The organism is Carnimonas nigrificans ATCC BAA-78, assembly GCF_000526695.1.
GTDB lineage: Bacteria > Pseudomonadota > Gammaproteobacteria > Pseudomonadales > Halomonadaceae > Carnimonas > Carnimonas nigrificans.
In genome coordinates this window covers 1-12,721 of sequence record NZ_JAGO01000001.1, presented here as the reverse complement: position 1 = coordinate 12,721, position 12,721 = coordinate 1, and the positions used below count along the sequence as shown (strand labels likewise).

Annotated in this window: 9 protein-coding genes; 5 read left to right on the top strand and 4 right to left on the bottom strand. The window is 53.4% G+C overall.

The annotated features are described in order from the left end of the window. Nucleotides 1-273: 273 nt before the first annotated feature. From aroD to L881_RS0100030, 4 genes are all read right to left on the bottom strand, one after another. Entirely contained in the window at nt 274-2,004 is a 1,731-nt protein-coding gene (aroD, locus tag L881_RS13835) for a type I 3-dehydroquinate dehydratase (RefSeq protein ID WP_025731697.1), read from the bottom strand. Nucleotides 2,005-2,050: 46 nt separating this feature from the next. After that, nucleotides 2,051-3,370 carry an MFS transporter gene (locus L881_RS0100045; RefSeq protein WP_025731696.1) on the bottom strand — a complete coding sequence of 440 codons (1,320 nt, stop codon included), beginning with the start codon at nt 3,368-3,370 and terminating at the stop codon, nt 2,051-2,053. Between the two features lie 444 nt (nt 3,371-3,814). After that, nucleotides 3,815-5,413, bottom strand: coding sequence for an aldehyde dehydrogenase (NADP(+)) (locus L881_RS0100035; RefSeq protein ID WP_025731695.1), 1,599 nt, complete (start codon nt 5,411-5,413; stop codon nt 3,815-3,817). Nucleotides 5,414-5,671: 258 nt separating this feature from the next. After that, nucleotides 5,672-6,592 carry a LysR family transcriptional regulator gene (locus L881_RS0100030; protein ID WP_025731694.1) on the bottom strand — a complete coding sequence of 307 codons (921 nt, stop codon included), beginning with the start codon at nt 6,590-6,592 and terminating at the stop codon, nt 5,672-5,674. A 160-nt stretch (nt 6,593-6,752) separates the two neighbouring features. On the opposite strand from L881_RS0100030, the gene kdgD reads away from it, so the two are divergent. From kdgD to L881_RS0100005, 5 genes are all read left to right on the top strand, one after another. Continuing rightward, nucleotides 6,753-7,667 (top strand): 5-dehydro-4-deoxyglucarate dehydratase, encoded by a 915-nt coding sequence (gene kdgD / locus L881_RS0100025; protein ID WP_025731693.1) that lies wholly within the window; start codon nt 6,753-6,755, stop codon nt 7,665-7,667. Beyond that, entirely contained in the window at nt 7,667-9,016 is a 1,350-nt protein-coding gene (gene gudD, locus L881_RS0100020) for a glucarate dehydratase (protein ID WP_025731692.1), read from the top strand. The genes kdgD and gudD overlap by 1 nt, the downstream gene beginning before the upstream one ends. A 278-nt stretch (nt 9,017-9,294) precedes the next feature. After that, nucleotides 9,295-10,611 carry an MFS transporter gene (locus tag L881_RS12535; RefSeq protein WP_034577910.1) on the top strand — a complete coding sequence of 439 codons (1,317 nt, stop codon included), beginning with the start codon at nt 9,295-9,297 and terminating at the stop codon, nt 10,609-10,611. A 346-nt stretch (nt 10,612-10,957) separates the two neighbouring features. Then, a complete protein-coding gene (locus L881_RS0100010) occupies nt 10,958-12,319 on the top strand; it encodes an MFS transporter (RefSeq protein ID WP_025731691.1) in 1,362 nt (453 codons plus the stop codon). A 161-nt stretch (nt 12,320-12,480) separates the two neighbouring features. Beyond that, a partial coding sequence (locus tag L881_RS0100005; protein WP_025731690.1) for an IS3 family transposase occupies nt 12,481-12,721 on the top strand: 241 nt, incomplete at its 3' end.

The following is a 12,721-nucleotide window of genomic DNA, read 5'->3' as shown; positions in this document are numbered from 1 at the left end:
GAAGCCCCAGAAGGGTGTTCCGGCCTTTTTTGGCTATCGCAGAAGTGTGGTTATCAGAAGAGCACGGTAGAGAGTAGCGTGCGCAGCCATCTCAGGCACAGAAGGGGGAGTTTGCCGCGTGTTCGCCCCCTTGATAACGATGCAGGTTGGGGAGCACGGGCCGGTAATGGTATGGAACGCAGGCGCTCGCGAATGCTCTCCAACGCCGTTGGCCGTCTGGTAGGCTTGCAGCCATTGGCGCTTCTGCGAGCGGCCCTGCTTTCAGCCTGACTATCAGGCGATGATCGAATGTATATCGGTCAGGCAGTGGCTCAGCTTTTCGACCTCCACCTGCCCGGGGGCCGATCCTGTACCTATCATGCCGAAGGTAGCGTCTGAACCAAACACCTCTCCCGCAAGGCGCGAGATCACGCCCAACTCTCCCATCGACATGCTGATCAGCTCATGGTCAGGGTGTTGCTGCTTGAAGGCCCAACTGGCAGAGAGCAGAGCGAGCACATCATCCATGTCATTCGGCATGGTCGCCACCTTGACCACATCAGCGCCCACCTCGTGCATACGCTCCATCAGAGCAAGAAGCTCATCCCGAGGCGCCGTCGCCTTGAAGTCATGGGATGAGAGAATCACCCCGACGCCATGCTGGCGGGCATTCTCGATAATGGCCGCTACCGCCTGCTCGCCGCGATTGATTTCCACATCAATAAAGTCAGGCGTGGCGTGGGCCAGCACTGATTCGTAGAGGCGAACGTATTCCTGCGTGGAAATAGCGGTTTCACCGCCTTCAGCCTTGGTGCGGAAGGTGACAATGGCGCCCGTCTTGTCCATCTGATGCAGGGCGCTGGCGACGTAGCGGCTGAGCGCCTGCGCTGAAGGTGCTTCGGTGAGCATATCAAGGCGCAATTCAAGAAAGTCGATGGCAGGGGCGTGCTGGGCCTTGCTGATAAAAGCCAGCGCTTCCGCCGTGTCGCCCTGAGTAACCGGCACCAGCACCGCAGGCATATCGCCTCTTCTTTTCAGGCGCTGAGGAATGCCCAGCACCTTCCGAAGTTTGCTCATGGCTTTCTGGGCAACTTCCGCAGGGGGCTGGCTGCGCATTTCATCATTGAAGACTTCGAGACCGATGGGGCCGGTATAGCCCTTCAAGCGCTCCAGCAGAGAGTCGAGCGGGAAGTCACCATCACCGGGCAATAGCCGCCGATGGCGAGCGATATCCACCAGATTATCCGCCGTGACCTGCTCGTCATGACCGAGATCGGAGAGCTGCACCAGAAATATCTTCTCCAGCGGAATGCCATCGAGATCAGCGGCAGTACGCTTGCGCACAAAAATGTGGAAGGCATCCACTACCAGACCGAGATTGGGTGCGTCGATTTCCTGCACCACGCGCCACGCCGCGGGCAGCGTCGGATTAACGGTGCTCCACGCCATGCCTTCATAGGCAATCCGCAGATTGCGTTGGGCGGCTTGCTGCGTCAGCCAGCGCATATCCTCGACAACACGCTGGGCCTGGCACTCGCGATCGGTGGAAGCGGGCACCAGCAGGGTGGTTGCCCCCACGGCTTTGGCTGTTTCCAGCATCTGCACGGCTTCTTCACGCTTGGCAGCGCGCTTGTCAGGAGGCGCACCATCAAAATCGAGCAGCACCTGATAGTCGGTCAGGCCGAGGGCTTGTTCATCCAGCAGGCTTTTTAAGCGAGCGGGGCCTTGAGCAAAGTGCTCGACATCCTGACGCCACAACTCGATCTGCTGGAAGCCTGCCTGACGCGCGGCGGTGACTTTCTCTTCTACCGAACCGCCCAGAATAATGGTGTTGATAAACAGCGGATTCTTGATGGCAGGCGCGTTGGTATTCGTCATCTTTCTCTCTGCGGGTGATGGGGCGCGCACTGGGGAGGCATGAGCATCTGCGGCGAAAAGATCACGCGAAGAATAGCCCATGGCAATGGCGCCCAGCATGGCGCTGGTGCCGGTCAAAAAGCGGCGGCGATGGTTTACATCAGACATGGGATGCACTCACCTGTAGGAGAAATGGGTCTTTGAATTCTGGATATCAAGCTGGGGCTGTACTTTCAGCGGGGCTTGTCTTGTCGATCAGCATCAGACAGAAGCTGCCGGCAAGCGCACCACAGCCCATGGTCATGGCGACACTTGTCAGGCTCAGTCCGCTGTCGAACAGGAAGCCCGCCAGTATCGGCGAAGCGGCCGCACCTGCCCGCCCCACGCCAATCGCAAAGCCGGTGCCAGCGGCTCTTACCTGGGTAGAAAAAACATCGGTAATCACCGAATAGACAGTCGCGATTCCGCCATTGGTAAAGAAACTGGTGATGGCCGCAGCCACCGCCAGCAGGATCAGGCTGGACGGCACGAAACCAAACAGGCTCAACATGATGAAGGAGAGCAGCATCACGCCAATCGCGGTGGTATAGACGGAGACATAGCGGCAGATAAATCCCGCTGCAATGCCGCCCAGAGCGCCGCCGATATTGGACCACACCATCACCCCGCCTGCGGCAGAAGCGCTGAACCCCTGACCAACGGCGATGGTGGGCAGCCATTTGATCAGGAAGTAAAAGGTACCCATGTGCAAGGCGGTGGCGGCTGACACAAGCAGCGTGCGCTTGATCCAGCGAGGGGAGAAGAGCTGTGCCAGCGGAATGGCGGGCGCTGGGCCGTCGGTGCTCGGCAGTGCTGCCACTTCCTCATGACCCATACGCTTCAGCAGCTTGTTCAACTTTACGAGAGAAGAGCGGCGCGGCCTGTTGCAGAGCTGGGGAACCGTTTCAGGCATGGCGAAGAGCGTTGCTATCAGGCAGATAAAAGTGGCGACGCTGCCGAACAGAAACACCGAGTGCCAGCTATAGCGGGTCAGCAGCCAGGAGGCGACGATCCCTCCCACTATGCCTCCCACCGGATAGCCCACGGCAGAAAATGCCACGCACAAGCCCCGGTTGCGCTCATTACTGTGCTCAGCGGCAGCAGCGGTAATCGCCGCCAGCGTGCCGCCTATCCCAAATCCCGTGATAACACGCAGGGCCAGCAGGCTATAGATATTGCTCACCAGTGCGGTAGCCAGCATGCCGCACCCAGTGATGGCAAGGCAGAGCAAAATGGTAAAGCGCCGCCCCCGCTTGTCAGCAAGGTTACCGAGTAGTATCGACCCAAAGCCCATGCCAACCAGTTCAGCCGCCAGTACGGTGCCCAGCATGCTATGGCTAACGCCAAATTCCTGGGATATACCGGGCGCGGCAAAACTGACGGACAGTACATCGAAGCCATCCAGCGCATTGAGCAGGATGGTCATGGCTACCGCGATAACCTGGATGCGGCTCATGGGAGCCTGCTCTACAAGCTGCACAGGGGTGGGACGCATGAAGAAATTCTCCACTTTGTTCTCTAGGGGAACATAAGTTCTCTCTACGAACTGACTGTAGAGGGAGACACGCCCATGTACAAATAGCCAATCGTCGCATAGGGGCTATGCAGTGGAGCGCGAAATGAACGTCAGCAATGGTCGGAAAGCTGCCAGAGCGCTCTCTGCCGTTGTCAGGAAGGCGCATTGCATCAGGCTATTTGAACGGAAGGTATATGTTGCCTTCGGTGTCCGATAAGGCAGGAGATATCTGCGCTATGGGAAGAGAGGCAGGCAGGTAATGGCTCAAAAGAGCAAGAAAACCGGGCACCCATACGAGTGTCCGGCTTGGTTGGAGGATTCACTTTTAGCCATGTTCATCTATGGCGTTATCAATGCAAAAGCGCTTATCAATCCGCTTGAAGACCCATAACCGTAGCGTCTCGCTATGGTTAATATAGCCTGTCAGTCGCTTAGTTGTAGTTTGCCGTTGTACAGGCGCGGTACGCCTAACGGATTACTTTCGTGAAGTTCTTCTGCAAGCAACTCAGGCGGGAAGTCCTGATAGCTGACCGGACGCAGGAAACGGCGAATGGCCAGCGTACCTACGGAAGTGGTGCGACCATCGCTGGTTGCCGGGAACGGGCCGCCGTGCACCATGGCGTCGCTTACTTCAACGCCGGTGCCGAAGCCATTCACCAGCAAGCGGCCTGCCCTTGCTTCAAGCATGGGGAGCACGTTACGCACGGCGGCGTAATCACCTTTTTCAAGATGCAGGGCAATCGTCAACTGACCTTCCACTTTCTCCAGCGCTTCGGGTAGCGCCTCGATGGAAGGCAGTCTTACCAATACAGAAGCGGCACCGAAAAGCTCTTCCAAAAATGCGGGCTGTTGCTGGAAAGCAGCCAGCGTGGTTTCGATAAGTACGCTTTGGCATTGGTTCGGGCCATCGCCTGGCTGGCCGCGAGCGACAATGTGCGCTCCCTCAAGCCCTGCGGTGTGCTCAACGGCATCCGTATAGGCAGTGTGAATTCCCGGTGTCAGCATGACCTGGGCAGGGCTTTGTTCAAGTGCAGCCTTGGCGGCGGCAACAAATTCATCCAGCTCAGGGCCATCGACCGCAAACAATATGCCCGGATTTGTACAGAACTGGCCTGCGCCCAATTGCAATGCGCCAGCGAAGGCTTGACCAATTTCAGCAGCGCGTGCCTTGAGCGCCTCGGGGAACAGCAACACCGGATTGATTGCGCTCATTTCGGCGTAGACAGGAATCGGCTCAGAGCGCTGCTGCGCTGTCTGTACCAGCGCCAGGCCACCGCGGCGCGATCCGGTAAAACCTACCGCCTTGATGCGCGGGTCAGCCACCAATGCCTGACCGATTTCACTGCCGGAGCCATACAGCAGCGAGAATACTCCTTCGGGCATGTCACAAGAGGCTACCGCGTCGGCAACCGCTTGCCCCACCATCGCAGAAGTACCGGGGTGCGCAGAGTGTGCCTTTACGACTACCGGGCAACCGGCCGCCAGTGCTGAAGCGGTATCGCCACCGGCCACTGAAAACGCAAGCGGGAAGTTGGATGCGCCAAATACAGCGACCGGGCCTAACGCGACGTTACGCAAGCGCAGATCAACACGCGGTAGCGGCTGGCGGTCGGGCTGGGCAGGATCAATACGGGTATCCAGGAAACCACCATCGCGAATCACGCGTGCAAACATGCGCAATTGATTGGCAGTACGGCCGCGTTCCCCTGTCAGGCGCGCCTCGGTCAAGCCACTTTCCAGCATGGCGCGTGCGACCAGCGGCGCCCCCAGCGCTTCAATATTGTCAGCGATAGTGTCGAGAAAGCGCGCGCGCTGCTCCAGCGGCACCGCCTGATAGAGAGGTGCCGCGGCGGCTGACAGTTGGCAGGCTCGTTTGACTTCCTCTCGCGTAGCGCCTGCAAAATCCGGCTCAATACGCTCTCCCGTGGCAGGTGCGACTCCTTGTACAGAAGCCTGTGTTCCTCGCACATATTCAGTACCGATCAACATCATTCCCGTCGGGGCGTTGCCGTCATACAGCATCTAGTCTCTCCTTGGCTCACGAATGGACAACAGAACGGCTATTGCTGCTACCAGCCGCCCTTTGCATAACGCCATCATCACCTGCTGATCTGACCAATGCAGTGGGGAGAGATAAGACGATAGTTGAATACATTTAACGATTGAATCAATCAATGCAGGCAACGTATTGGGAAACAGTGGCGAGTGTGGGAAAGATAACGTACTCGCTAATAATAAAAACCAGTACCGAGGTCGCTAATTTGAAAGGAATCAGAAGGGCTATTCGCTAGCTTTCACTTCCATCGGATCGGTAGCAAACAGCGCATTTTCAGCCTCGATAATATGTGCCAGCGCGGGGTTATCATTGCCTTTCTTCCATACCATATCGAGGGAAACCAACGGCTTCTCGCTGACCCCTGTGATGTTCCGATAGACGATGCCTTCATTGCGTAACTTGTTGGCCGACTCGGGAACCAGTGCAATTCCCATACCGCCATACACTAGCGCTAGAATCGAGTGAATCTGCGAGACATATTGGGAATAGAGCGGTCGGACATCGCCGCGTTCGAAGAGGCGTTCGACCAGCTCATGGAAGTATCTGGCTTCATCGGGGGAATAGTGAATAAACTGCCGACCGGCAAAATCGTCCAGCGTCAGATGCCGTTTCGAGACCAAAGGATCACCTTCGGGCAGTGCTGCCATCAGCGGCTCTCGTATTACCTGGCGGTGTTCCAGCTCATTACGATGAATCAGCGGACGCAATAGCGCTAAATCGAGCTTGCCATTCTCCAGGGCATCCAACTGGCTCATGCTCACCATCTCACGCAGTTGAAAATCGACGTCAGGCAAGCGCGACTTCCAGCGCTGGAGCGCCTGCGGCAAATAGCGATAGCTGGCCGCAGCGGTAAATCCAATCGCCACACTGCCTGCGTTGCCCGTCCCTACGCGGCGAATCTGCATACTGGTGGTTTGCGCCATCCTCAATAGTTCATAGGCATCCTTCAGTAGTGCCCGCCCAGCGGTAGTGAGCTTCACTGAACGATTGTTGCGCTGCAACAGTGATGTTCCCAACTGATATTCAAGTAGCTGGATCTGTCTGCTGAGCGGGGGTTGCGTCATGTTCAGACGCTCGGCTGCGCGGCGAAAATGAAGTTCTTCAGCGACCGCAACAAAGCAGCGCAATTGATTGAGTTCGAACATGTACAAAATCTCGGTAAAAGTCTCTCATGAAATAGTAATTCATTTGTCAGGTACGTCTATCAGTAATCCAAACCTGGAATCAATCAATACTTTTTTTAATATTTACTGAATCATAAATCGACTCATATCATCAATACATCATTCATTCGCTGGAGTCCTCATGAGCCGATACACCCCCCAGGAAGTTGCACAGATGCTGGCCGATGGCCTGCTTTCTTTTCCGGTTACCCACTTTGATAGCGACCTGGCGTTCGATGAACCCGCCTTCCGCGATAATCTCGAATGGCTATCAGGCTACCCCGCACCAGGACTGTTTGCGCCCGGCGGCACCGGTGAGTTTTTTTCGCTGGGGCTGGAAGAGGTCAATCGGGTCACCAAGGCCGCCGTCGAGGTGGCCGGTAAGCGCACGCTGGTAATTGGAGCAGCGGGCTATGGCACGTCGATTGCGGTCGAAATGGCGCAGGCTGCTGAACGCGCTGGCGCCGATGCCATTTTACTGTTGCCGCCCTATCTGACCGAAGCACCTTCGCAAGGCATTGCAGAACGCGCCGAGCAGGTGTGCCGTGCAACATCACTGGGCGTCATTGTGTATGGTCGCGCCAACGGCAAACTGGCGGCAGATGATCTGGCGCGTGTGGCTGAACGCTGCCCCAACCTGATCGGATACAAGGACGGTATCGGCGATATTGACCGTATGACCCGTATCTACAGCCAATTGGGGGATCGTCTTTTCTATATCGGAGGATTGCCCACCGCCGAAACCTTCGCCCTTCCTTATCTTGAAATGGGAGTGACCACTTATTCATCGGCGATTTTCAACTTCCTGCCAGAATGGGCGCTTGAGTTTTATGCTGCGGTGCGCGCCCGCGACCATGCCAAGGTCTACCGTGAGCTTAACGATTTTGTGCTGCCTTATACCCAGATTCGCAATCGCTGTCCTGGCTATGCGGTTTCAATTGTTAAAGCGGGAATGCGCGCAGTAGGGCGTTCCGCAGGGCCGGTGCGCTCACCATTGATTGAATTGAGCGATAGTGAGTTGGAAGAACTCACCGCATTAATAGGAGACCGCCGCTAATGACCATTCCAGCTTCTGTGACATCCCATGCTCCTCGGGTGACTGAAATGGAAGTAATTCCAGTCGCTGGCCGTGACAGTATGCTGCTCAACCTGAGCGGTGCCCATGGCCCCTGGTTCACCCGCAACCTGCTCATTGTGAAGGATAACAGTGGCAATACGGGCGTGGGTGAAGTGCCCGGTGGCGAAGCGATTCGCCAAACCCTTGAGGACGCGCGAGAGCTGGTGATCGGTAGCTCGATCGGTAACTACCATCAGGTACTCAACAGCATTCGTACCCGTTTCGCTGATCGTGATCGCTCGGGGCGTGGAAGCCAAACCTTTGACCTGCGTACCACTATTCATGCGGTGACGGCAGTGGAAGCAGCGCTGCTTGATCTACTCGGCAAGTTTCTTGAGCTGCCGGTAGCGGCGCTATTGGGGGAAGGGCAACAGCGCGAAGCCGTCGATATGCTCGGCTATCTCTTTTATGTGGGCGATCGCCGGCTGACTGACTTTGATTATCGTGATGGTGCCAACGCACAGGATCAATGGGAAGCACTGCGTGATGAACCGGCACTAACACCTGAAGCGGTGGTTAAGCTGGCAGAAGCCGCGCAGCAGCGTTATGGCTTCAAGGATTTCAAGCTCAAGGGAGGCGTGTTTAAAGGCGAGCAGGAAATAGAGGCCATTACCGCACTGGCCGAGCGCTTTCCTGAAGCGCGCGTAACGCTGGACCCCAACGGTGCCTGGTCACTGAAGGAAGCCATTCACTTGTGCCGGGATATGCGCGGCATACTGGCTTACGCAGAAGACCCATGCGGTGCAGAAGAGGGCTTCTCAGGTCGTGAAGTCATGGCGGAATTTCGTCGTGCCACCGGTTTGCCGACCGCAACCAATATGATTGCTACCGACTGGCGCCAAATGGTGCATGCGTTATCACTGCAATCCGTCGATATCCCCCTTGCCGACCCGCACTTCTGGACCATGCAAGGCGCCGTGCGCGTTGCCCAGACCTGCCGCGACTGGGGGCTGACCTGGGGGTCACACTCCAATAATCACTTTGATGTTTCTCTGGCGATGTTTACCCACGCTGCGGCGGCTGCGCCAGGCAATGTTACCGCGATAGATACCCATTGGATTTGGCAGGATGGTCAACAACTGACTCGCCAACCGTTGCGCATTATTGATGGTCAGGTGCAGGTACCCAAACGCCCAGGGCTAGGTATTGAGCTGGATATGGACGCAGTGCATGAAGCCAACCGCCACTATCTTGCCAATGGCCTTGGTGCTCGCGACGATGCAAAAGCGATGCAGTGCATCATTCCCGGCTGGCAGTTCGATAACAAAACACCATGCATGGTGCGTTAGGTGTTGGGGGGAGAGAGTATTCAAAAGAGTAACGCGTGCATGTAGGAAGTGTCGCTTATATGTGCGCGCCTTATGGTTACGTGTATTCGGGTTCGGTATATCTCGGATATGATGAAAATTATTAATTTAAAAACGGAAAATCTCAAAAAGGCCAATCTAATAATTTGAAATGGTAGAGAAATATTTTCCTCTAGTTATCAAAAGTCTAATGGCTATTTGTTATATAAAAATCCAGACTCTGAGAATATATGGAACGTACCTCTATTTAGGAATATCTCATGAGCACTCCTCGAAACGGACGCCGAAGATTTTTGGTCTTGGCGATGATATTTGGTCTGACGGTCATTAATTATGCTGATAGATCAACCATGTCTATTGCTGGTACCAGTATTCTCAAATCTCTGGACATAAACCCTGTAATGCTGGGAGTGATCTTTTCTGCATTTGCATGGGCCTATGCAATAGGTCAGATCCCTGGAGGCTGGTTTGTAGACAGGTTTGGGGCAAAGCGTGTTTATGGAATCAGTATAATTCTGTGGTCAACCTGTACTTTGCTACAGGGGGTAACCGGGTGGCTTGGTTTTTCAGCCATGTCAGCAGTAGTCTTTCTATTTATTGTACGTTTTCTGCTGGGGCTGGTGGAATCGCCTGCTTTTCCTGCCAATTCACGCGTCGTAAGCTGTTGGTTTCCCACCTCTGAAAGGGGGACTGCTTCGGCGCTGTTCAATTCTGCCCAATATATGGCTGTGGTAATCTTCACACCATTGATGGGGATTATCGTGCATGAATTGGGGTGGGAATATGTATTTATCATCATGGGAGTGCTTGGATTTATAGCCGGAGCCGGATGGTTTATGTTTTACCGTGATCCCAAGCAAGACAGGCATATATCACCAGAAGAACTAGCATTTATGGAAGAAGGGGGAGCTCTTGTAAATATAGAACAAAACCGGAGAGAAAAGAAAACAAGGATTTCGTTAAATGAAATAATGATCCTTTTCAAACAAAGAAATCTATGGGCGCTTTATGTTGGACAATACTGTATCACTGCCCTGACTTATTTCTTTATCACTTGGTTTCCTATTTACCTTATTCAAGGGCGCGGCATGTCAATAATGCAAGCCGGGTGGATTGCTGCATTACCTGCAATATGCGGATTCCTTGGAGGTATCTCAGGAGGAGCTCTTTCTGATCTAATGATTAGAAAGGGAATTCATGCATCAGCAGCAAGAAAAACGCCTTTTATCATTGGCATGTTACTATCCACGACCTTGGTGCTAGCCAATTTTACAGAGCAAAATACTCTGGTGATTGCACTAATGTCCTTGGCATTTCTTGGAAAAGGCTTTGCTGCCATTGGGTGGGCTGCTGTCTCGGACGTTGCTCCTCCAAAAATGATTGGATTATGTGGAGGGGTATTTAATGGACTTGGCAATATTGCTGGAATTATCACTCCTATCGTAATTGGCTATGTCGTAAATGTAACAGGGTCGTTCTCACTTGCGCTTTGGTTTGTAGCAGCACATGGCATTCTGGGAATTTTCAGTTATTCCATCATAGCGACCAGATTCAGAAGAATAACTGATGTTGAATAAGTAAGTATTATAAGAATAGCTTTACCAGAAGAAGGGGCAACAGTGTTGCCCCTTCTGTATATTTAAAATGATGATTGAGGTTTTGTATTATCTTAGCCTTTAAAATCTGTGAAAATGGTTGATGTATTATGTCAATATATATATCAATTGATTCAAATGTTGATAACAGAAAATCGGAAACCTCCCTAAACAAAGGGATAGAGCAACATTTTTTAGAATGAAGCACCGGGTCTTCTACCTTTAGGTAATGGATAGCTCTACGGCGAAAAGCTTAGCTTGGCTTTTAATCAAGAAGTGTTCAGTGGGTACATGACACTCTATTTATTCCTTCCATGAGTAATACTCCATGAATACACCACATTCACCTGAGTCAATACTTGATCAGACTGTTCGAAAAATAAAATGGCGTATCCTGCCATTATTCGTGATCATGTTCATTGCCAACTATGTTGACAGAGTGAACGTTGGCTTTGTTCGGCCTTATTTGCAGGAAGATATCGGGATTAGTACAGCAGCCTTTGGGTTTGGCGCTGGCTTGTTCTTTATCGGTTATGCAATCTTTGAAGTGCCTTCCAACATGCTTATGCAGAAGTTTGGTGCTCGTGCATGGCTGACGCGCATTATGGTGACATGGGGGATTGTCTCTGCTGCTACTGCCTTTGTGCAGAACGAGACCCAGTTCTATATTCTCAGGATTCTATTAGGCTTTGCCGAAGCTGGTTTCTTCCCTGGAGTGCTGTATTACTTCACCCGTTGGTTGCCCGCTAGCCAGCGCGGCAAGGCGGTTGCGGTATTCCTTGGCGGCTCGGCATTGGCCACTATTATTTCTGGCCCTCTCTCTGGTGCTTTGCTGAATATATCCGGTTTAGGGTTGCATGGCTGGCAGTGGCTGATGGTGCTTGAAGGGGGAGCCTCGGTTGTTCTCGGCGCTTTTGTATTGATATGGCTAGATTCCCGCCCTGAGCAGGCAAAATGGCTAAGTAATGAAGAACGAACGGTGTTGCTTGATGCCCTGGCAAATGAGCAGGAGGAGAAAGAGCGCGCGGTAGGAGGGCATCTTCCTGCCCTGGCTTTGCTAAAGGACCCTCAAATACTCATCTTCAGCATCATGTATTTTTGTATTTCACTGACGATTTATGGTGCGACCTTCTGGCTGCCGAGCATTATTCGCAGCATGGGAGGCATGAGTAATATGCAGGTAGGCATGCTGAATTCCATTCCGTGGATGATTTCGATTGTAGCCATGTATACCTTTGCCTCATTAGCCTCGAAATGGAAATTTCAGCAAGGATGGGCTGCATTCACATTAGTCATTGCTAGTCTCGGCATGTTTGCCTCTACCCAGGGTGGGCCTGTATTTGCCTTCGTCGCTATTTGCTTTGCGGCTATCGGCTTCAAGGCATCCTCCTCGCTCTTCTGGCCGATACCTCAGGGCTATCTGGATGCACGTATCGCCGCAGGAGTATTGGCGCTGATCAATTCCATCGGGGGCCTGGGAGGATTTGTGGCACCCACGGTATTTGGCATTCTGGAAGAGAAAACGGGTTCGGTAGAAGGCGGGCTATATGTGTTGGCATGTACATCATTGTTTGCTGCTTGCCTGATTCTCTTTACGAAGTCGAGACCTCACCGCAAGGCTCAGAATCAGCACAAGCCCGAATTCCCGCCAGAGCTTCACAATGGACCAGGGATAGATAGGCCTGCTTAAAAGCATGTTTGTTTTCTGAATGCCTATATGTAAAGGATGAACAATGAAGATTGTTAAGGTTACTGTTACGCCCATTGCTTTCAAGGATTGTAGTGGCACAGTGAATCTGGCCACCTGACTTTGAGTGTATGATGGCTCACAGAGACAATCAGGTGCAGATGATGACGAAGAAGAGAACGTTTAGCCCGGAATTTCGCTTGGAAGCGGCCCAGCTCGTGGTCGACCAGGGCTACACGCTGAAGGCGGCGTGTGAGGCCATGGGGGTTGGCAAATCCACCATGGAGTATTGGGTTCGCAGGCTTCGCGCTGAGCGGGCAGGCAAGGCGCCGCTGAAAGGTGAGGCTCTGACGCCGGAACAGCGTGAGATCCAGGAACTGAAGCGCAAGCTGCGGCGAGTGGAAG